26 protein-coding genes and 1 pseudogene are annotated in these 22,392 nt (G+C 30.0%); 3 read left to right on the top strand and 24 right to left on the bottom strand.

From position 1 onward, the window contains the following. Nucleotides 1-280: 280 nt before the first annotated feature. The 7 genes from OC535_RS12280 to OC535_RS12250 form a co-directional block, all read right to left on the bottom strand. Nucleotides 281-544, bottom strand: coding sequence for a hypothetical protein (locus OC535_RS12280; protein WP_024721447.1), 264 nt, complete (start codon nt 542-544; stop codon nt 281-283). A gap of 676 nt (nt 545-1,220) precedes the next feature. Then, complete coding sequence (locus OC535_RS12275) at nt 1,221-1,781, bottom strand: flavin reductase family protein (protein WP_227051916.1); 561 nt, start codon at nt 1,779-1,781, stop codon at nt 1,221-1,223. Nucleotides 1,782-2,416: 635 nt separating this feature from the next. Continuing rightward, nucleotides 2,417-3,433 carry an alpha/beta hydrolase gene (locus tag OC535_RS12270; RefSeq protein ID WP_227051918.1) on the bottom strand — a complete coding sequence of 339 codons (1,017 nt, stop codon included), beginning with the start codon at nt 3,431-3,433 and terminating at the stop codon, nt 2,417-2,419. Nucleotides 3,434-3,454: 21 nt separating this feature from the next. Then, nucleotides 3,455-4,555, bottom strand: a complete 1,101-nt coding sequence (locus OC535_RS12265; protein ID WP_498823949.1) for an iron-containing alcohol dehydrogenase — start codon at nt 4,553-4,555, stop codon at nt 3,455-3,457. Between the two features lie 18 nt (nt 4,556-4,573). After that, a complete protein-coding gene (locus OC535_RS12260) occupies nt 4,574-5,464 on the bottom strand; it encodes an alpha/beta hydrolase (RefSeq protein WP_498823948.1) in 891 nt (296 codons plus the stop codon). 84 nt (nt 5,465-5,548) lie between these two features. Next, nucleotides 5,549-6,193: a flavodoxin gene (locus OC535_RS12255; protein WP_498823947.1), complete on the bottom strand. Its 645-nt coding sequence runs from the start codon at nt 6,191-6,193 to the stop codon at nt 5,549-5,551. Nucleotides 6,194-6,211: 18 nt separating this feature from the next. After that, a complete protein-coding gene (locus OC535_RS12250; RefSeq protein WP_498823946.1) occupies nt 6,212-6,931 on the bottom strand; it encodes a flavodoxin in 720 nt (239 codons plus the stop codon). Between the two features lie 163 nt (nt 6,932-7,094). On the opposite strand from OC535_RS12250, the gene OC535_RS12245 reads away from it, so the two are divergent. Beyond that, nucleotides 7,095-7,520: a MerR family transcriptional regulator gene (locus tag OC535_RS12245; protein WP_034595445.1), complete on the top strand. Its 426-nt coding sequence runs from the start codon at nt 7,095-7,097 to the stop codon at nt 7,518-7,520. Between the two features lie 77 nt (nt 7,521-7,597). Here OC535_RS12245 and OC535_RS12240 read toward each other — a convergent pair. From OC535_RS12240 to OC535_RS12190, 11 genes and pseudogenes are all read right to left on the bottom strand, one after another. Then, nucleotides 7,598-8,002: pseudogene (locus OC535_RS12240) on the bottom strand (SDR family NAD(P)-dependent oxidoreductase); the annotation flags it as partial. 53 nt (nt 8,003-8,055) lie between these two features. Further along, on the bottom strand, nt 8,056-8,178 hold the full coding sequence (locus OC535_RS12235) for a hypothetical protein (protein ID WP_498823945.1): 123 nt from the start codon (nt 8,176-8,178) through the stop codon (nt 8,056-8,058). Nucleotides 8,179-8,193: 15 nt separating this feature from the next. Continuing rightward, nucleotides 8,194-9,354, bottom strand: coding sequence for an iron-containing alcohol dehydrogenase (locus OC535_RS12230; RefSeq protein ID WP_498823944.1), 1,161 nt, complete (start codon nt 9,352-9,354; stop codon nt 8,194-8,196). A gap of 4 nt (nt 9,355-9,358) precedes the next feature. Further along, nucleotides 9,359-10,018 (bottom strand): flavodoxin, encoded by a 660-nt coding sequence (locus tag OC535_RS12225; RefSeq protein WP_498823943.1) that lies wholly within the window; start codon nt 10,016-10,018, stop codon nt 9,359-9,361. 37 nt (nt 10,019-10,055) lie between these two features. Then, entirely contained in the window at nt 10,056-10,793 is a 738-nt protein-coding gene (locus OC535_RS12220) for a carboxymuconolactone decarboxylase family protein (protein WP_498823942.1), read from the bottom strand. A 295-nt stretch (nt 10,794-11,088) separates the two neighbouring features. Further along, nucleotides 11,089-11,358, bottom strand: a complete 270-nt coding sequence (locus tag OC535_RS12215; RefSeq protein WP_498823941.1) for a hypothetical protein — start codon at nt 11,356-11,358, stop codon at nt 11,089-11,091. Nucleotides 11,359-11,414: 56 nt separating this feature from the next. Then, nucleotides 11,415-11,681: a hypothetical protein gene (locus OC535_RS12210; RefSeq protein WP_498823940.1), complete on the bottom strand. Its 267-nt coding sequence runs from the start codon at nt 11,679-11,681 to the stop codon at nt 11,415-11,417. Between the two features lie 34 nt (nt 11,682-11,715). Continuing rightward, nucleotides 11,716-12,399, bottom strand: a complete 684-nt coding sequence (locus OC535_RS12205; protein WP_227051951.1) for a flavodoxin — start codon at nt 12,397-12,399, stop codon at nt 11,716-11,718. An 11-nt stretch (nt 12,400-12,410) separates the two neighbouring features. Beyond that, nucleotides 12,411-13,463, bottom strand: a complete 1,053-nt coding sequence (locus tag OC535_RS12200; protein WP_498823939.1) for a flavodoxin — start codon at nt 13,461-13,463, stop codon at nt 12,411-12,413. Next, nucleotides 13,442-13,783 (bottom strand): hypothetical protein, encoded by a 342-nt coding sequence (locus tag OC535_RS12195; protein WP_498823938.1) that lies wholly within the window; start codon nt 13,781-13,783, stop codon nt 13,442-13,444. Before OC535_RS12195 ends, OC535_RS12200 begins: the two co-directional genes overlap by 22 nt. 214 nt (nt 13,784-13,997) lie before the next feature. Further along, on the bottom strand, nt 13,998-14,969 hold the full coding sequence (locus OC535_RS12190; RefSeq protein WP_498823937.1) for an FAD:protein FMN transferase: 972 nt from the start codon (nt 14,967-14,969) through the stop codon (nt 13,998-14,000). Nucleotides 14,970-15,009: 40 nt separating this feature from the next. Here OC535_RS12190 and OC535_RS12185 point away from each other — a divergent pair, with 40 nt between their 5' ends. Next, nucleotides 15,010-15,369 (top strand): NusG domain II-containing protein, encoded by a 360-nt coding sequence (locus OC535_RS12185; protein ID WP_024721474.1) that lies wholly within the window; start codon nt 15,010-15,012, stop codon nt 15,367-15,369. Further along, nucleotides 15,353-15,868, top strand: coding sequence for a Gx transporter family protein (locus OC535_RS12180; RefSeq protein WP_498823936.1), 516 nt, complete (start codon nt 15,353-15,355; stop codon nt 15,866-15,868). The genes OC535_RS12185 and OC535_RS12180 overlap by 17 nt, the downstream gene beginning before the upstream one ends. Nucleotides 15,869-15,913: 45 nt before the next feature. Here the strand turns inward: OC535_RS12180 and OC535_RS12175 are convergent, their stop codons facing one another. The 6 genes from OC535_RS12175 to OC535_RS12150 all read right to left on the bottom strand — a co-directional run bounded on the left by OC535_RS12175 (nt 15,914) and on the right by OC535_RS12150 (nt 22,376). Continuing rightward, nucleotides 15,914-16,801, bottom strand: coding sequence for a LysR family transcriptional regulator (locus OC535_RS12175; protein WP_227051957.1), 888 nt, complete (start codon nt 16,799-16,801; stop codon nt 15,914-15,916). A 101-nt stretch (nt 16,802-16,902) separates the two neighbouring features. Beyond that, nucleotides 16,903-18,075 carry an iron-containing alcohol dehydrogenase gene (locus OC535_RS12170; protein WP_498823935.1) on the bottom strand — a complete coding sequence of 391 codons (1,173 nt, stop codon included), beginning with the start codon at nt 18,073-18,075 and terminating at the stop codon, nt 16,903-16,905. A gap of 5 nt (nt 18,076-18,080) precedes the next feature. After that, nucleotides 18,081-18,566, bottom strand: a complete 486-nt coding sequence (locus OC535_RS12165; protein WP_227051959.1) for a flavodoxin — start codon at nt 18,564-18,566, stop codon at nt 18,081-18,083. Nucleotides 18,567-19,032: 466 nt separating this feature from the next. Further along, nucleotides 19,033-21,297 carry a hypothetical protein gene (locus tag OC535_RS12160; protein WP_498823934.1) on the bottom strand — a complete coding sequence of 755 codons (2,265 nt, stop codon included), beginning with the start codon at nt 21,295-21,297 and terminating at the stop codon, nt 19,033-19,035. Nucleotides 21,298-21,433: 136 nt separating this feature from the next. Then, nucleotides 21,434-21,616, bottom strand: coding sequence for a hypothetical protein (locus OC535_RS12155; protein WP_024721479.1), 183 nt, complete (start codon nt 21,614-21,616; stop codon nt 21,434-21,436). 211 nt (nt 21,617-21,827) lie between these two features. Beyond that, entirely contained in the window at nt 21,828-22,376 is a 549-nt protein-coding gene (locus tag OC535_RS12150) for a TetR/AcrR family transcriptional regulator C-terminal domain-containing protein (protein WP_034595449.1), read from the bottom strand. Between the last annotated feature and the right edge of the window lie 16 nt (nt 22,377-22,392).

Genomic DNA, 22,392 nt, shown 5'->3' with positions numbered 1-22,392 from the left:
CGCTATTATTCAGTTGTCAAAGTACTCATATTAAAGTATCTTTTTGCCTTTTTACTTTATAGACCATTACTACACTAATTTTTTATCATTTACAGTATTTTTTAAACAATAAATAAATGAAGTTATTTCTAATATTTCAGATATTTCTTTAGTAGTACTAGCCTAACATTTTTTATAATACAATAGTTAAAATCAATGCACTTGTTTGAGATAGTAGTGAAATAATGTCTCATTTTCTATTTCATCAAGTAGATCTGTAATTGATAAGATTTCTTTTTGATTATAATAAGATACTGTTGATTATCCAATTATTTAGTGAAAAAAGTAATCCAACATCATAAAAAAGTATATTTTTATCTTCATCAACAATATCATTATTGACAGAATCATTATGAGAGACGGTATCTATTTTATAATTTTGATCATTATTTAAAGATATAACATCATTTTGTAATAAAACCATAATATGTAAACCAAATAAAACTATTATAATCATTTTAAATAATAAATCTTTTTTCAAAAATTTTATCGTTTTCTTTTTCATATAACATTTCCTACTTTCTTTTCAAATGATTTTGAATAAACCTTATAACTATATGTGTCAATATTACAAACAAAGTAGATATTAATAAATACTCTATGATCAATCGAAACATACCTGTATTCTCATCAAAATATGCAAATCGAGTTAACAGAAATAAACTGATTTTTAATAAACATTATAATACCAAGTGCAGCGATACAATAAGGAACAGTAATGAATGTCATACTTGAACTATTTTCAAATTTTTCTTTATTGGTTTAATAATGGTTTGACTATGCAATCCTAAATGAATAGCCATTAAGATAAAACCCCAATTTGCTAAAACCATGTGTAACAATCTTGCTAGAGAAAGAGGCATGAATCTAAAAGGAAGAATTTCTAACATGGAAATGCCACTTAATACCAATATGATCACATTTATCAATAAAAGAAAATCGATCACTATATATATCATTTTGATGACTGAATATTTACCATGAAATATAGTTTTATACCACTTCCCATTAAAAATATGATGCAAAATAAATATAATCATACCTAATACGATATGAATCAATTCACCTGTCTTTTAATATCCCATCAAAAAGAATAATAAAATAAACATGACAATATCTAAAATTCTCTTTTTCTTCATAACCTCACATCTCTTTTCTAAAATAACTGTTTATAAATATTTCTATTTCAATATTTGACCATCTTTAAAAGCATGTCCTACTTGCTTTCCGATCTTTAGATAAGTATTATGAACTGCATCAAAGATAATAGGTTTTAATTTTGTTGGATCGATTTCATCATTTTCATCTAATATTCTCTCATCAGCACTCACATTAATAATCTTTCCTAATAATAGATGTGTTTTTTCATCATAACTTTCTAGCTGGCATTCTAATGTCATTGGCAGTTCCTCAAAAATAGGAGCATCAATGGTTTCACTCTTTGATATATGCCACTTTGTTTTTTCTAATTTATTAGGTACCGTGTTGGCTGAAACGATACCCACATAGTCACTTGCTGTCATTTCATCTTCTGTAGCCATACTAACTGTAAAAGCTTTTTTATTTAAAATATTCTTTACAGTTTTATGCCCTGCACTTAAATATAAAGCAATCGTTTCATAATCAGCAATACTTCCCCAAGCAGCATTCATTGCATCTGCCACTCCATTTTCATCATATGAACCAATAATAAATACTGGTTGTGGATAAATATATGGTTTTGCACCAAAATTTTTTCTCATGTTTATGTCCTCCTAATAATTGATTTTTGTATATACTTCTGTTACGACAAAGGATCAACGACTTCATTTCCTTCAACAATAGCAGTTGATTTGAGTTTTGTAAAAACAACCGTCGTTATGTCAACACCTGCTATCTTCAAATGCAATATGTTTATAAATGATCCTTCCTACTTTGATGATATCTATTTCTTCATACGTGTTAAAATGAATCTTATATGAACAAATAAAGCTTTTAAATCAGTGCTTTTCTTTAAAACATAACAATCATTGCATCCTAGATTTCTTGTATTTTTTTATCATTTTTACCTCCCATTCATCTTTCTTTATATCTTTATTTTATAAAGGCAATCAAAAAAAGTACAATATCAATTGTTTATTATATTATAACTATAATGCATAATAAAATAGACGATTAAAAGGTATTTAAACTGTATCAATGAGAATGATGAATCAAATCTATCAAGTTGATACTAAATCATAAATCGCTTAAAGAACCTCATATTTATTAACATAAATTAATATATATTTGTTAAATGAACAGAGATAAAATTTGAATTTCAAAATAGACTTTTAACAACAATTTAATGGCAAATATTTTATTAAAAAGTTACAATTTTTTAACAAACATATAGTAATTACTGCCATAGCCAACAAAGTCCATTAAAGAAATATTCTAAAGCATATTCTCCACTATGAACGCCATCTTCCTGCCATAAATAATATAAATTCCCATCAGCTTCATTATCAGCATATCGAAAAGTACCATCATCTACTTCTAACATTGCTTCTATTTGGCTCTTAAAAGAAGAATATGCAAAATCATCTGTTCCTGATGCCGCAAAAATGAAAAAATCATTTTCACTATATCCTGAATTTCTTACAATATCAGCCATATATTCCCCATCAGATGTCAAACTCCCACTAGAAGGCATAAAATAACGAAAATCTTCCAAGCAATATTGAAAAGTTCTCCATGTTGCTACTGAACCCATCGAAAATCCAGCAAAAGCTCGATGATCTCTTGATAGGCGAATTCCTTCTTCATCTATAGTTTTTGCAAAGGTACTATACGTACTTTCAACTGCTGGAATTAAATCATTTATTAATTCTCTATGATAATTTTCTGTTAAACGAAGTGCTAAACTATAATCACTGCTGTCATCTGAACTTGTATTATTGTATGTCGGACATACCACGATCATAGGCTGGATTTTTTTATTTGCCATTGCATTATCTAAAATGTTTTTAAATTCAGCAGGCTGATCAGGAGTTCCTAGATATGTTGTTTCGTCACTCCACCCACCATGCATCAAGTAAAAAACATTATATGTTTTTTCTTCAGTATAACCATAAGGTAAATAAACAACTGCTCTTTTATGCAACACTTGTTCATGTTTTTCATACGTCATTGATTCATATGTATCGTATTTTAATTCAACAAGTGTTCCTTGATACTCTGACACCTGAAAATATTCCTCAGGTATTTGCATAAGTTCTTTTGGAAATATTGCTTTTGTCACAGCATCATCATTCACTCTATAACCATTTGCTTCCTGTGATTTATTATCAGGACTTTCTATCATGTTAGAACGACATCCCATTAACAGTAAACTCATAATAAACAATTTCATTAAAAGTCTATATTTTTTCATAGTTATTAACTCACTTTTTATTTAATGAAGATATTCATTAACGATTTTTGCAATTTCATTTACAGAAAATATAGTCTCTATATCAATTTTCTTAATTTCATCTATAGAAATTTTTCCATCAAAATACATGTCAATACCAAGACTTTCGAATAGTTTTACCATTTGCCAGGCAGATTCTTCTACAGTTCCTTGATAATCAAATACATCAGAAAAATAACGAACAATGTCTTCATGATGATATTTTGCCATTGTTTCTAAAAAGCGTGGGAATAATGTCGTTAAGCTTTTTCGATAAGTAGCTTCAAATAAAACCTCAGGAATGAATTCTAGTTCATAAATGTCATATGCATAATTTTCCTCTTTGCCAAGACCTAAACGTCCTGAAGTTGAAACCGATGCCCCATAAAGAATAATACCGCGGGCATCTTCATCATAAGGATTCTCTTTAAGTTTTTTCGTTGCTGCTAAAACATTTTTTATGACAGAAATACCAATATCATAAGAAACTGGATTATGATCACCAATAGTCGAAGCTGATAACTGCACTAATGTCACTAATCCTGTATAAGCGGTCATCTCTTTATCAAGTGACATTGAATATTTTGGGACAAGAATAGCAACATCTGCCGCAATTCCATAAGCAGTCCCAAAATCACCAGTTCTTGCATCAGCTGATACTGCTCCCAAACCATATTCTGACCCACTAGAAGGATAAGTCGGCATTAAAATAAGCGGTAATTTTATAAGTCCATAAGGATTCTTTTCCCCTTTTATATAATCCCATAAATCATCAGCATGATAACTGCCAAAAGCAATCAGCTTTGCACAGTCCATAATATTAGCACCGCCTGCACCAATAATTAGTTCTATATCATTTTCTTTAACAAGCTGGATTCCTTTTTCAATAACAGCTAATTCTCGTGAAGCATTTGCAAGTTCAAAAAATAAACCTCCCGCACTTTCTACAGCTGTTTTAACATCATCGTAACAGCCATTCTTTTTTACAGAACCCCCACCATAAACAAATAAAGTTCTTTTTTGAGCCGTATACGTTTTTAAATCTGTTACTGGATCGTTGCGAAATAATAGTTTTGTATCATTTCTTAATTGAAAATCTTTCATACATCTTCTCTCCTTTTACTATTTATACCATTGATTTACATTTTCAGCCCATTTTCCACGAATTCCAAAGCCATGAGGATAATTGTCTAATACCTGTAATTCAATGTTTTTGTTTAATTGATGCAATAAATCAACTTGAGATTCAAACTGATTATAAAATGGATCTTTTGTTCCATATACATAATATGTTGGTAGTAAATCAAAATTTTTGAACATACTTTCATTTAAATCTGCAAAAGATAACTTTCCATAAAATGAATACCCCATGATTATAGCATTAGCTATTGAAGATACATTATCTATTTCATTAGGAACATACTTATCATCTAATGATTTTCCATTGACATTTTCACCAAACTCTAATACTGCTCTTCCATTGGCTATACCACCAGCCAAGAACCCTACAAGCGCTATTTTATTTTCATCTATTCTGTAATCCTTAGCATGATAACGAACAATTTTAACAGCTCTTGCAATATCTATTCCTGATTCTCTTTCTGTATATGGTTGCACACGATAATGAACAACAAAAAAAACATAACCTAATCGTGCAAATTCTTCAGCGACTTTTTTTCCTTCAGTGTTTTCTGATTGAAATATAAATGCGCCTCCAGGACTTATAAGCATGGCACCTTTAACTTTTGTTCCTTCTGATACTTGATAAATTGTCATATATGGTTCAAAATCTGAATCATCAAAATAATCTCTTATATTTTCGGTGTAATTCGTTACGGTTGGCATATTTCCTTTTTCCCATAGATAGATGACATCATTATCTGTTTCTTCACGCTGTTGACCCGAGTAATAATCATACACGTTGATTTCATCATCTACACTTTGTTTTTGTAAACACCCAACAAGACAACTGCTCATCAACAAACTCATCAGAATCAACTTCATCTTTTTCATAAATTTCTCCTTGATAATTGTATTTTAGTAAGAAATACCTGGATAACTCCTAGTACTTCTTACTAAATAATAGTTAGTGTCAAATCATTTTTTATCAAATTCTAATTCATTGAGCCAGCTTCTAACTGTATCTGTTTGATTCGATTCCATATCTCCTCCGCGAATAGCTAAACCATCAAGTATTGTTGCATTTGGCTCCAATTCTTGAATCGTTGTATATGTTCCACCATCACCCGATCCTTCATGAGTATTAAACGGAACGATGATTTTGCCACTCAAATCATATTGATCAAAAAATGAATATAATGGCATTGGTAAGGTATACCACCAGATTGGATAACCGACAAAAATAACATCATAATCATCAAGATTGATATTCATATCTTTTAATTCTGGTCGTTCATCATTGTCTCTTTCGTTTTCAGTATAATCAAAAAGTTCATCACCAGTTGGATAAGGTTTGACTGTTTCTATTCTTCTAAAATCTCCGCCAACCTCATCAGAAATCAATTTTGCAAGTCTTTGCGTATTTCCTGTTTCAGAAAAATAAACAACTAAAGACCTACTGCTATCCAGTTCAATACTGCCACTCCCTTCTTTTTGGCTTTCATTTTGAATATTGTCATCTATACCAACACTGCTGCCTCTATGAAAATAGAAATAATACCCTACTCCACATGCAATCACTACCACAATTACAATAATCCCCATCAATATTTTCTTTTTCATTTTTTATCATCTCCTTATTTATTTTCCAATACTGTCAAGCCATGCTTGAATTTCTCCTGGTGCCTGTTCCATATCATCTCTTGACATCGTAAAAGCATTTGTTTCGACTATTGCACTTCGTAATTTATTTTGAATTGTTGTTACGGTTCCAGCTAATCCACTTCCTCCATGCGTTGAAAAAGGAATCACTGTCTTTCCACTAAAATCATACAACTCAAAAAATGTATACATGATTTGTGGCATATCACTCCACCAAATTGGATAACCAACATAAATCACATCATAATCATCAAAATTGCCGATTGTTGTTTTGATTTTTGGTCTTGCATCTTCGTTTTGTTCTTCTCTTGCAAGCGCAACTAATTCTTCATGATTCGTTGTATATGGTGTCTCTGGTTCAATACGATATAAATCTCCACCAGTATTTTCGGCTATTAACATAGCAGCGTATTGTGTATTTCCTAATACTTCACCCTCTACAACAATGGCACTATTTTCTTCCTCTGTTGTCATTTCCTTATTAGGATCATCTGTTTCTGGCACTGAAAAATAGACAATTAATGACTTTTTATTATGACTGCCAGTAGTAGATGGGGTATCTTCAGTTATTGTTTCTTCATTTCGCGTTTTTTCTTCCTTTGATAAAGCTGTGTCACGATTTGAATAAAAATAAAAACTTGCTCCAGCCAATATGACAATAACAAAACTTATCATTCCTATCATTACTTTTTTATGCATCTTCTTGATCCTCCTTTTTGTGATATTGACATTTTTATTGATTTCATTACAATTATAGATGTCGGGAGTTACACACGGTCAATGCTTTTTATAAATTTTACAATATTTTTTGTTGACTGTGAGTTACACCCATGTTTTAAAATAAATTTAGGGGGTGTAATCAATGTCTAAAGAAAAACAATTGTACACTATGAAACAAGTCTGCCAAAAAACTGGATTATCTTATGACACTTTAAAATTTTATTGTAATGAAGGACTTGTTCCTAATGTTAAAAGAGATAAGAATAACTATCGAATTTTCAATGAAAATGATATAGCCTGGATCAATAGTTTATCATGCTTAAAAAACTGTGATATGAGTATTATGGAGATGAAAGAATATCTTCAATTATGTTTAAAAGGTGAAGCAACTATTCCTGAAAGACAAGTCATATTAGAAGCAAAATTAAGAGAATTAGAGCATAAGATTCAAAAAATAAACGATAGTATTGACTTTATTCATTGGAAACAGGAATTTTATGAAAATGTTTTAAATGGTAAAGTGCAGTACTTTAGCAACTTAATACAAAAAGAAGATGATGACTCATAATTTGTTATCATCTTTTTTAACGAAAAAGAAGAATTTTTCCAAATCCTTCCTTATATATTAATAGTCTCTTTTTTTACTTAATATATGCCATTCATCATAGTAGTTAATTTATAATCTTCAATAACCATAAAAGACTGTGTTAAAGAGCGTCCAGTAAAATCAGTTTTCAAAGCGCCTGGTTTTACAATCATTACCTTGATGCCTAAAGACTCGGTTTCTTTAATGCTTCTGTTAACGATTCTAAAGCATTTTTTATAACCAGATTCCATGGAAGCATGAGAAGAAACATTAACAATAATGCCTCTATGTTGTTTTCTCATGGATGATAAAACTTTCTTTATCAAAGCAACAAGACCCCATACATTTGTTTCAAACAAAGTAGAAATATCTTGCATATCGCCTTCTTCTACTACGACACAATAGCCATATCCAGCATTATTAACTAAAATGATAATCGTACCAAAGTATTCAATAGCTTTTTTATTGTACTGTTGATACTTTCATGATCTGTAACATCTAAAGCTGTTTGGGAATATTATTCAATTATATCTTTTATCTTATCTATATTTCTTGTTGTCACAACAGGATTATTTAATACTTCCTTTGCCAAGCTTCTTGCTAGTCTTGATGAGCAGCCTGTAATTAACCATGTTTTCATTTTCTACCATTCTATTTATAAACATTCTTTAAGAATTTCAAAAATTTCATCTCTGGTAAATTTTTTAGCACAACCCGCTGTTAAATTACATGTATCAGCGACTTTCCTTAACATTTCTACATCATCAATATTCATCTCTTTTAATGTTGAAGGAAGTCCCATTTCTTTAATGAAATCTGCCAATGATTCAATACCTGCTAAGGCTACTTCTTCTTCAGTTTTATTTTTATCATTAACATGCCATACAACTCTGGCAAGTCTTGCAAACTGTACTAAGCCTTCTTTATACATATGACGATACAATACAGGATGAATAACTGCCAACCCTTGACCATGATTACAGTCTGTATAAGCACCTAACTGATGTTCAATCTGATGTGCCTGAAAATCTGTCACTTTTCCTATTTTTAAGATACCATTTTCTGCCATAGCAGAGGCCCACATGAGTTCGCTTCTAGCTTCCATATCATATCTATCAACCAATAATTTTCTCATATTTTCAATAACCACCTGCATAATCGATTCATTGATTTGATCAGATAAATTGGGAACTCTTGGACTTCCTAAATAAGTTTCCATACAATGACTCAATGTATCAAACGCTCCTGAAATCACTTGTTTCATTGGTAAAGTTTTTGTATACCATGGATCAAGTATGGCAAAATCTGCCTGTGTCCCTACAATTGGTCCTTTCCATTTCTTTTCTTCATGTGTAATGACTGCTCCAGCATTCATCTCGGCACCAGTACCACTTGCTGTAACAATTGCTCCCATTTTAATACCATCTGTCGGATATTTCTTATCAACATACTCATAATCAAAAATATCCTGATTTAATTTTGCCTGTGCCGAAACGATCTTACAGCAGTCAATCACCGATCCTCCACCTACTGCTAAAATAAAATCAACATTCTTTTCTCTAGCCAGTTTAGCGCCTTCTTGCACTTTTGCATATGTTGGATTAGACATAATACCTGAAAAATCAATCACTTCTTTTCCGGCATTTTTTAAAATTTCTCTTAATTCATCATAAATTCCATTTTTCTTTACCGAACCACCACCATAAGCTAGCATTACAGTATGTCCTACTTTTTCCAATTCAAAAGGCAAATCATTCTTAACGGCATCTTTACCAAAATATGTTTTTGTTTTTAATTCATAATTAAATATATTCATCGTTCTAGCCTCCAATATTTATCTTCTTTAACCATTCATCTATTTCTTTTTCATTTGCCTGTTCCATTCTTAAGCCTTCAAGCACATGAGAATGAGGGCATATTTTTTGTATTGATTGAACACTTTCATCAATTGATGAACTTGTACTTGTACAAAATGGAATGATCGTTTTTTCACTTAAATCATAGTTTTCCAAAAATGCATCAACTGCCATGGGTTCTTTGTACCACCAAATAGGATATCCTAAATAAATAACATCATAATCATCTAAATTTTCTGGCACATTTAATAAACTTGGTTTAATATTTAAATATTTCTCTAACCAGGCTCTTAGAGAGGTAGCAAGAAATGGGGTTCTATAACTTTTTGAAACTTGAATTGAGGATAAATCAGCACCTGTCTTTTCTTGAATCATCTTAGCCGCTATTTCTGTATTACCTTCGATGTGATTATTTTTTAAATTTAAACTTGCATGGGTGCTAACGTCAATCTCATCATCATACTCTAAAGCATTTGATCTTGAAAAATAGATAATGATCGATCTTGAATCCTTCTCACCTTTAACAATGTTTTGTGTTTCATGATTTAAAGAATTTCCTGTCATACAATAAATAACGATGCCACCCATTACCAAAATAACAATACCTAATATAACTAATATCATTTTCCTTCCTCTTTTATACTTCATCATACTATCCCCATTATTTTAATTTTGAAGCTACTTCATCAATAACAGCCATCGCATTTAATGATCGAGGATAGCCAATATAGGGCATACATTGTTCAACAATCTGATACAGTTTTTCTTTATCATTTCCTACACCAAAGTTTCCCGCAGTATGTCCTCTTAACTGATTTTCACAACCACCCTGTGCTAAAATAAAACAAAAGGTTATCATTTCTCTTTCTTGGTCATTAAGTCCATTTCTCGTATAGTAATCTCCAAAACAATTAGAAGCTAACCAACGATTGATATTTTGTCTTGGTCCCGTATCTTTTTGTCTATCAGCCATTTGCAAACCAAATAATTCTACTTGTTTTGCAAGCCCTTTTTCAAATCTTGATTCTCTATTTGTTGTACTTTGAGCTGGTAATGGTAAAGAAATTCCATATTCTTTCATAATTTCGTTCGTCTTTAATAAATAATCAGATACTCTCCCAATACCTAAATAAGCGGCTGCTTGATAAACAGTTTCTTTAATAGCAACAGGATCAATATTTGAATCTAATGCTACATGAAGCATATGACAATATTCTTCCATTCCTTGACAGCCTAATAAGACCGATAAAATGCATAGCATTCTCTCTTTCTCTGATAAATTACCAGCATTTAGGACTTCTTCTTGTAAAAAGTTTTTAATAATATCTACAAATTCTGGATCAGTAGCCATAAATTTACTATTAATCTTATTAAATAATTGTGTTTTTTGTTTTTCCATATTTACCTCCTTAATTTCCTTTCTTTACTACAATGCAATTGTATCAACCGGTTGTAAGAACCGGTCAAGGGCTATTTTAAATTTTTTTAAATTTTATTTACACAATGAAATAAATCAACACAACTATAAAAAACTTATATAGTTTGATTTATAAAAAAATATTGATCATAAAAATCAGCAACAAGATCTTTACAAAAGTTTTACATAGTTAAATCAGACACTAAAATTATCTTTAATGTAACAAAAGATGAAGATTAATTATAAATTCTTCATCTTTTAAATTAAAATATGCTATTTATGTAGATGTATATACTGTTGTTAACCACCCATCAATAAAATAAGTAATCTCCTCAGTTTCAGAAATTTCATCACCACTAAAACCTAAACCAGGTAAAATATCTGCTCCTTGTATATATGATTGAATCGTACTTTCAAATAAATCATGATCCATTCCTCCTACCCAATAAGGGGCTACATCTAATCCAGAGAAATCATATTGCTCCAAAAAATTTATCATTGATTCACTAGGTTGATTATCTATTACTTCATTTCCTAATAATATCAAATCATAATTTTCTATTTGATAGTTTTCAGTACAACTAATTTCACAAATATCACATACTATTTTTCTTGTATCATAGAATTAAAAGTCTCAAGAAAACCACAAGCGTCATCATGCAAAATCAAAATATTTCTTTCATTTTCAAATATGATATTAGATTCTGCTTGGGATATTTTTTGAGTATTCAAGACACAAGCTGACTCGTACTGTTCTTTATTTTCAAAAGAAGTCACATCATATTTTAATAATATAAATCCTTGAATAATAACTGTAGTAAAAACAACTAACCTAAATACCACATCTCTTTTTAGAAATTTCTTTTTCATCAACGTTTCCTCATACTAAATAACATCTAGAAAATTACTGACTAACTTCATTGATCCATTCGCTGATTTCTTCTCGATCATTTTGAACACTGCTGCCACTTGTTGTATATCCATCTAAAACCGTAGCATTTGGACACAAGTCCTCTATCTCACTTATTGCATCAGAAAATCCTGAACCACCTGATGTATTAAAAGGAATTATTATTTTACCTGAAAAATCATATTCTTCTAAAAATGTATAAAGAGGCATTGGCATCCCATACCACCAGTTAGGAAAACCTAAATAGATAACATCATAACTATCAAAATCTTTAACATGTGATGCTAAAGCTGGACGTGCGTTTTTATTTCTTTCACCTTGCTGTTGATCAACTAACTCATCATAATCAGCTGAATATTTTGTTTGTGTCTCAATAAGAAATTTATCTCCACCTGTCTGTTCAACAATAACATTGGCGATATATTCGGTACTTCCAACAAGTGTATCACCATCTACGATCACACTTGCTGATGAAGAAGTATCAACATCACTAGGAAAATCAGTATTACCTACTCTTGAAAAATAGGCAACAAGAATTTTTTGATCTTTTTCTGTTTGGTTACTTGTAATTTCTTCAGTTTGCTTTGTATCATCCTGTGATGATGAAGAATCTTCATTTTGGGTATTTTGACATCCGACCAACATCAATACCATAAGAATCATTAAAATCTTTTTCATTATTTATCCTCCTATTTTGTATTAAATGTTATATCTTCTTTTGAAGAGAGTTCATGAAATATTTTTAAATCTGATGTTACTTTTCCTACAACATAGACTTCCATCGTTAAATTAGGATTATCTGATTGATTATAGAAAATAGCAAGTGAGTTATTTGTGGGACAATAAGTAATGTCACCATTTTCAAAAGAAAGTTGTCCACTACCTTGTACTTCGATTGTTTCATCAATCGTGCCATAAAATTCTCTATTGCCATAATGAACCATTGAAACAGTAAGTGGTAACATCGTTTTTAATTGTTGTGCCATTTGACTATCATTTAATTGTCCATCTAATTGATAATCACCAATTTGTATACTTAATTGACTATTATCATTGATATTTAAACCAAGACCATCAAGCCATTGTTCTATTTGACTTTCAGATTCAAGGATTTCTTGAGAATCAATTGCAATTCCTTCTAACATATTTTTGCTTTTTGAATATTCCTGAATTTCGTCATAACTGTTTCCACTTCCATATCCATTATGGCTGCAAAATGGAATCACTGTTTTTTCACTTAGATCATATTTTTCCATAAACGAGCGAATTACTTGCGGGATTCCTGTCGCCCATACAGGATAACCTATAAAGATAATATCGTATTCTTCAATTTGTATATCCTGTTCACTTATTTGAGGTAAGGTATCTTGATTTTGTTCACGATGATTTTGATCAATAACTTCTTGAAAATCATCAGAATATTTTTCATCTACCTCAATCAAGTATTTATCGCCACCAGTTTTTTCTTGAATCAAATTAGCAACATATTCTGTTGTCCCTAGACGTTGATTTTTATCAATGACAATGCTTGCTGAAGTTGAAGCATCTGTATTTTCATTATAATCAGCATTCCCATATAAACTAAAATAAGCTATAAGTATTTTTGTCTTATTTTCTGTCGCATCGATCTGATGATTATCTAACGTGTCTTCTTGAACTTGACAGGCTGTTATGGTAAATACAAAACAAACAGCTAAAATAATTTTTATAATCTTTTGTGTCATATTTTCTTCTTTTGCCATAATTTTTCTTTTTCATAAATCATATAATCTATATCATCTAGTTTCTTTTGATACGAATGTAATTGTTCAAGAATCGAAACTCGAACTTTTTTTAAAGTGTCTGTTTGCGTATCTTTATTGGTGTAATATTTCACCAGTCCTTGATCATCCAAACCCAATTCCATTAAATTAACCATTTCTATTATTTGACGAACATCATCGTCATCAAACTCCATCTGCCCATTAATAGTAGATACATTATCCAATAGTCCTAATTTTTTAAATTTAAATATATCCTCCTGTAAAATGTAATAACATCTTGTTAAATCTTGAATATTCATTACAAATAAGTAACCCCCTTTCTTTATCTAATTTTATTTTAAATGCTAATATTAATTATGTCTAATACTTAGAATAAATGTATTTAATGCTTTTTAAGCATAAAATTTTAACTCATTATTGAAATAAACAAAAAAGGAAGCATTGAGATCATTGCATTAATCAATAAAATCAATTCTTCCATATTCTTTCTAACTCTAAAACAAGAACATCTTTTTATCTTATATATTCTTCAAAACCATTTGAATAGCTGATTTGATTATTTTCATCAATAAAACAACCATAAACATCATCCATTGAATTTAATAGTTCTATCCCTTTTTCTTTTCCTAATGAAAAACATACAGTACTTAAAGTATCTGCTTGTAATGATGTTTTAGATATGATCGTTACTGATGATAATCCATTTTCATAGCTATAACCAGTTTGGGGATTTAAGATATGATGATATTTTTGACCATTCAATTCAAAATATCTTTGATATACGCCACTAGTAACAACAGATAAATCATCTATCGTTAAAGTTAAAATAGATTGATCTATTTCTTGCGGATCTGTCAATCCAACCATAAACTGCTCATTGTTTTTATTTCCCACACACAATACATTGCCTCCTAAATTAATAATGGCATTATTGACATTTTCTTTTAATAAATAATCCTCGATCTTATCAGCAATATATCCTTTTGCAATTGCTCCTAAATCAATCATAGTATTTTCATTGAGATATGTAATCTTATTTGGGGTCAATATAATATTTTGATAAGAAACATTTTGCAAGTTTTCTTGAATCATATCTTGTTGAGGGAGTTCAGGCAGCTCCTTTTTAAAATCCCATAATGCTGAAATAGACCCAATCGTTATATCAAATTGTCCTTTTGATAGTTCACTATATTTTAAACCCTCTTTGATTACCGCATATAAATCATCTGAAATCATCTGTTCTTGTAATTTATTAATGCTATGATTGATTTTATATAATTCACTCTTTTCATTTGTTGATGAAAAAACTAACTCTAGATCATTGCAAATATCAAAGCAGTGATTTAAAATATCAGTAGAGTTTGAATCGTATAAAGTGATTTCAACGATTGTATCTAAACAAAACCGTTTATCTGATAGGGGTGTAGACTGACTCTGACAGCCACAAAGAGTAAGAAGTAATAAAATAGTGATTAACTTTTTCATAGTATGCCTCCTATTTCTTATTATAACATGGAGTATAAAAATGAAAAATAAAACCTTTAAATATGATATTATTGTCATTTCTTTCATCTTTATTATAATTATGGGCTTTTTTTTATTAACCAGATCTGATAATGGTCATTTGGTTAAAATCACAGTTAACAAAGAAGATTATGGTATTTATGACTTAAATGAAGATCAAACAATCAATATCAATGATGGAAATATTTTAATTATTAAAAATAATGAAATATATATGGATAAGGCAACGTGTCCTGATAAAACTTGTATACAACAGGGACATATTTCTAAATCAGGTGCCAGTATTATCTGTTTACCACATCAGTTAATCGTTGAAATCATTGATGGCAAGGATGGTGATCAAGATGTCAAAGTCTATTAATGTAAAAAGGATGTGTTATTTAGCCTTATTCTGTGCTATTGCAATTATTTTAAGTTATATCGAAACATTGATTCCTTTTCATCTTAGTATTCCGGGAACAAAAATTGGTCTTGCAAATATTACCACTATAATTATGTTATTCTGTTTTGGTTATAAAGAAGCTTTTTTTGTTATGCTGCTTAGGATATTTATTGTTGGTATAACTTTTACTAATCTTTATATGATGTTATATAGTTTAGCGGGCGGGATATTATCTTTAGCTATGATGGCATTATTTTATCAAACAAAATTATTTTCAAATTATACCATTTCTATTATCGGGGGCGTTTTTCATAATATAGGTCAATTATTAATAGCAATGTTTTTCTTTAACACATCAACATTTTTATATTATTTACCTTATTTATTATTGATTGGAACTATAACAGGTACAGTAATCGGTATAATCTCGCAAATTATTTATATAAAAACAGGAAATTATATTATAAAACAAAAATAACAATGTTTTCTCCTAAAAAGATTACATTGTTATTTTTTATTTAAACTATCTATTCTCTTTGATTTCTTTTGCTAAAAAATCAATAAATTTAGATACTGTAAAGCTAAATGATTGATATTTTTTCCAGACAATGAGCGATGTTGTTATGAGTTCTGGATAAAAAGGTCTAAAACATAATTCCTGATTAGCCGCATAATTAATTGAGCCTTCTACAACAACAGCATGTCCTATGTTATTTGAAACTAAAATAGACGCCGTCGTTGTTAATTCTGATATAGCTGCAAAATGAAGCTGATCATAGCTGCTGCCCATCCATTTTTTAAATTCATTTTGGGTTTCACTTCTTGAAGTATTAATAAGCGAAATGCCTTTTAGATCTTCAGGCATGATATATTCTTTTTGCGCCAAAAAGGAATTTTTCTTTGTGAGAATTCCATATCTTTCAACCTTATTCATTTTTAAAAAATTAAGTTTTTCTAAATTAACTGGTTCTAAAACAAAACCTATATCAACAAGTCCCTTATCGATATTTTCAATAATAAAATCGCTATTACCATTTCGCACATGAAAAGTCACTTCAGGATAAATATTCTTAAATTTTTGAATATATTGCCCCATTGTTTTTGTTGCTTCGGTAATTCCACAAGCTAAAACGATTTCACCTGAAACCTTATTATCTTGATGACTAATTTCTAATTCGGTTTTTTCAGATAGACTAACTATTTCTTCAGCACGTCTTTTTAAAAGCATCCCTGCTTCGGTTAATATGATTTTCCTCTTTCCCCTAACAAATAAAGCAGCACCTAATTCATCTTCTAACTGCATCAGCTGCCTGCTTAACGTTGGTTGTGTAATATGCAGAATTTCAGCAGCTTTGGTGATATTTCCTTCTCGAGCTACTGCTAAGAAATATTTTAAAACCCGTATTTCCATCATGATCACCCCTCATTTCTATTATTCTATCATTCAAAAGAATGTTAAGCAACGGAAAAAAAGATTGGAAAATATATCTTATTTTCAATCTTTTTATACAGTTATCGATATGCTTTTTCAAATATTATTCTACAATTTTCATGATTCAATTCGATTGGATCAGCACAAAACAAACCACCCATCGTCTCTCTCGCGTTTTTTGCAAGAGTGTCCATTTCATCATATACTATACCATAATCACTCATTTTAAGATGATCAACCTCACAAGTTTTCTGTAATTCAACTAATAAATCAACAAAGTCTTGTGGATCATCTGCATCTTTTTTCCCCAACGCTTTTGCTAGATCAATAAATCTTTGATCACAGGCATGCTGGTTTACAAAATATTGATAATATTCCTTACTGATCATGATCAATCCCGCCCCATGAGGTAAATTATGATGATAAGCACTCATGGCGTGCTCCATGGCATGTTCACTTGTACAACAGCTTAATTCCATAACGATACCTGACAATGTATTTGCAAAAGCCACATGACTTCTGGCTTCTAGATCATTTCCATTTTGATAAGCTCGTGGTAAATACTTGGCAATATTTTCTACTGCTTTCAGGGCATACATATCACTCATTTCATTGGCCATTTTAGAAATATAACACTCTACACTGTGAAATAATGCATCAAAACCCTGGTATGCTGTATATTGTGGTGGTACAGTTACCATCAATTCAGGATCAACGACTGCAATGACAGGAAATAGTGATTCATCCCCACCAAATCCTATTTTTTCATCAGTTTCTAAATTAGAGATAACACCCCATTGATCCACTTCAGAGCCTGTACCCGCTGTCGTGGTAATAGCAACGATTGGTAGTGCTGCATTAGTAAGGGGGTTCCCTTTTCCAGTTCCACCATTGATATAATCCCATAATGTTCCATCATTTGTCATCATCGCAGAAATAGCCTTAGAAGCATCTAAAACACTTCCACCACCTAAAGCAACAACAAAATCACATTTATTATCTTTTCCCATTGAAGCTCCGTTCATAACTGTTGTATGAAGGGGATTGGCTTCAATTTGATCAAAAATAATATAATCAACATGTGCCAATTTTAACTGTTCTAAAGTTCTTTCTAAATATCCATTGTCTCTTGTTGATTTTCCGTTAGAGATAACAACCAACGCTTTTTTACCAGGCATTTGTTGTTGATGTAATTCATTTAATTTTCCTGCCCCAAATAAAATACGGGTAGGAATATGCATTTGAAAACTCATTAAAATCACTCCTCATATAAATTTAAATCATTTAACCATTTTGTTAATTGTCCTTGTGAAAACCCATTAAGGACCGTTGTTTGATACCAATTAACATCATTCGAACAACTAACTTGCAAATATTTATCTGTTTCACCTGCACCACTTCCGCCAGAAGTTGCAAAAGGAACAATTGTTTTATCTTTAAAATCATAACTTTCTAAAAAAGTATTAATAATTGTTGGTGCAAGATACCACCAAATTGGAAAGCCTATAAAGATAACATCATATTGTTCCATATTTTCAATATCTTTGATTATTGCAGGTCTTGATGTTTTGTTTTTCATTTCAAGACTACTTCGTGAGTTAGGGTCATTCCAATTCAAATCAGCAGAACTATACGGAACCTCTGGCTTGATTTCATAAAGATCTCCTAATAATATCTCTGCAATTGATTGCCCAACTTTTTTTGTTACACCACTACATGAAAAATAAGCAACTAAAGTTTTCATTCTTTCCTCCATTTCTGTCTACATCACATAGACACAACACTTTATTCAAATTTTATTTCATAGTATTTCTATAAAAAGGATATATACTACAAAGTACTTAAAAAGAAATAGAAATAATATAAGCTTTTCACTTAAAATCATTTTATCAGTTCTTAATAATAATTCATCATCCAATAAATCTTTCAATTGATTAGTACCAATACTATTGAAACTGATAAAAAGTAAATATTACTCGAATCGACTATTACAATTAAAACTAGATAATTTTTTAATTGACTCAAAAATAGCACTTACTTTTCTTCTCTTTTGACATCTATATTATATTATGATAAACGATCAATACCTAATACCTATATTAAATTATTATAATGCTTTTAAAGCATATAAATTATACTTTATTACCTAGTTTTTATTTACAATAATAAAAGGCGAATCATCGCCTTTTAATTATATTTTATAACAATAATTATTTTGTAATTTGGAATGTTCTTGTTATTGGTGCAGCTAGATAATTACCACCTAAAGTTACAACAGTAACAACATATCTTCCTGGTTCAGTTGGAGGTGTAGTCGTACTTGAATAAAGACGGAATTTACTTGTCACACCAGTATATAAATAATGAATGTTACTTTGATCTTTTAACGCTTCTCCATTATAAGTAAGTGTTGCATTAAAATCAAAGTTTGCTGCCTGATCGACTGTCATCTTACCATTTTCAATTGTTTCATTCCACATCAATTTGATACCAGAAGCACGCATTTTAACAAGCAGCATTCCAACTCCAACACCAGTTTCATAGTTTTTATTGTCAGTTACTACCGTTGTTAAATATAAACCTGCTTTATTTGGGGTTCCAAAGGCTACATTAACTGAATCAACAAGTGAAGGTAATTTATTGATTACTTCTAAAACCTGTCCAAATACCCCTGTATCAATATTCAATTTATCCAATAAATCTAATAATTCTTGGGTACTTAATAATTGGCGTAATTCGCCTACTGTAATTCCATCATTCATAATTTCAGTAAATGTCTTACCATAAATTTTTTCAACGATTGGATCTAAGATCTTTAATACTGTTGTATCTGTATAACGAGCTGGTAAATTTAAATAGATAGCAGTCGTTACATTACTTGTTATACCAGCATAAATTTGATATTGATCAAATTTATCAACTGGATTTGTTGTTATAAAGTCTTCAGGAAGTACTTCATCAGCATAAATATTCGTTGAATGAACAGTAACTTTAACTGTAGCTTTATTAACTGAAACTGTAGTTTCCACAGTTTCAGATGGACGATAATCGCCATTTCCATTATATGAAATTCTAATCTTTTGTTCACCAGCACCCATTTGTGGATAAGTTAAAAGATTTACTTTTCCCCCTTCGATTGGTGCCCATTGTTTCACTCCACCATTAACATTATCTGTTAAAACATTTTCACCATAATATTCAATTGTAAAATCATCTATATCTAAAGTATCTGATTCTGGTAAGATTGATTGCTGCCAATCGATCACATTATTTAAAATATCTTGTTTCATTACCTGGCTATCTACATTATATGTAAAAGAACCGCCATCTTTACATACTATTTTACTAGCAAGTCTATTATCTGTTACGGTTACTTCTACAACAACAGATCCAGCTTTATAATCTAAATTGCCATTCCATGATAATCGTATTTGCCATGTTCCAGCACCAAATTTCTTTAAATTTAACACATCTTTATTATCTAAAGGCTGATAATTATCACCTAATCCTGTAGCACTTGCATTATATTCAACTTTAATATCACTTTCATTTAATTCAGGATCAGTTGAAGCAATAACAGTATTAATGATAGCTTTTTCTATTCCTGAATAATCATAACTTTGATCATCATTAAATACCATATCAATTTCATATGGACCCTCTTTTAAATTCCACTGCATTTCATTACGATCAATAAAGTTTACACTAACTTCTGCACTAACAGAACCATATTCATCATTTCCCGCAAATGAAACTTTAATAAGCTGTTCTCCCTCAGTAATTCCTGGATAGCTTATAAGATTTACCTTACCTCCCGCAAGATCAACCCATGCTTTACCTAAACTTCCTATAGCTCCTGTTGTAGCAGTTGCGTAATAACTAATTGTTACATCATCTAAAGTTAAAGCTGGAGTTGTTGAATCAACGATGGTATTAAAAACAGCTTCTTTTAATGCTTCATAATCAACAGTTAAATCTTCGTTATATGCAAGTTTAACGGAACAATCATTTTTCAAGATAATTTGTGAATCCAAATTCATCTTTTTAGTTAATATCACTTCATCTTCTGTTCCAGCTAAACGGATTCGATAATCACCATCACTATTATTTGCCAATGATGGATGTGTATATGTTGTTGTTACAAAAGCTACTTTCTTTTGAGAAGTAAATCCTTCGATCGATCCCCATGCATCATTTGTTAATAATCCATTTTTCCCAGTACAATAATATTCCCACTGTAAGCTTTGAACATCGATTTCTTCAAAATTACTAACTAATGCCTTTGCTAAAATTTCTTTAATAGTTGATAAATCATCATCTTCATGAATAATAGCTGTTCCGTTTTTCAATTGTGGTGTAACATTTTCTTGTTCGTTAATAATGGTTTGGTTTTCCAATGCAAATGTTGCATTCGTCATTCCAGAATATTGAATAACAAGAACAGCAATAAGTAAGCATAATAATACTTTCTTCATATTTTTCTCCTTCCTCTTTTTATTAAAATCATCTATCTACATTATATACTTCAATTTAAAAAAATATATATTTTTTAAACATTGACAATAAATAAGCTTGATTTTATCATCAAAATCAAGCCTTTTATTCATTTATTTAATTTCTTATAATTTTAATAGCATTCCTATAAACATCATATCTTAAACCATGATAGATCAAGATATAAAAATCTTCATTTAAATCCATAAGTGTATCTTGGGGTTCTTTGATTTCTAATCGTTCACCAATATCATATATCTTATTACCAATTTTAACAGCTTTTAAAAATTCTATCTCCATAATAAGCTCTCTCCTTTTACGTGAAAATATTAAATTCATAAAGCATTATATCACAAAAATGCTAAGATACCATTTATTTTTCATTATCTCTTTCTTTGATTAAAACAATTATCTCTTGTAATAACTTTATATATTTACTATTTTTTACATTTATTATTAAAAAATAAAACAATATATTAATATTCTCATTTTTAATGATTTATCTATTTAATCATATATTTAAAATAAAAGGTTCTAATTTCTTTGGTAAAGCCTCTATCAATAAAATAACGATTTCTTTAATACTTATAGGCATATCATTTAATATCCAGTCTACTGTCATATCAATCGATCCTTTACAATACATTTGCAATAAAAAATCAATATCTTTATCTACTTGATGCCCTAAGTTTCGTTCAATAATTTTTTTATAAAAACTATAAATACAACTAAAATCATAATTAATCAAATTATTGTAATCATTAGACTTAAATGCTTCTTTAAAAAAAGAGTGTTCATTTTGAATAAACTCAAATTTCAAACACAGCGCTTCATACAACGAACATCCATTTCCCATTTGCCGAAAAGATTTCAATACTAGTTTTTCAAAATACCAGTTCACCAAATCATATTTATCCATGAAATAACGATAAAACGTTTGCCTTGTCATTCCGGCTTTAATAACAATATCTGTCACTGTAATCTTATCTAATGGTCTATTTTTAATTAATTCCTTTATTGCCTGGGCAAATATATATTTTGTTTCATCATGTTTATTCATAAATATACCTCTTTTA

The organism is Clostridium sp. Marseille-Q5894, assembly GCF_946902305.1.
In the GTDB taxonomy this organism is placed as follows: domain Bacteria; phylum Bacillota_I; class Bacilli_A; order Erysipelotrichales; family Coprobacillaceae; genus Thomasclavelia.
This window is presented reverse-complemented; position numbering and strand designations above follow the sequence as displayed.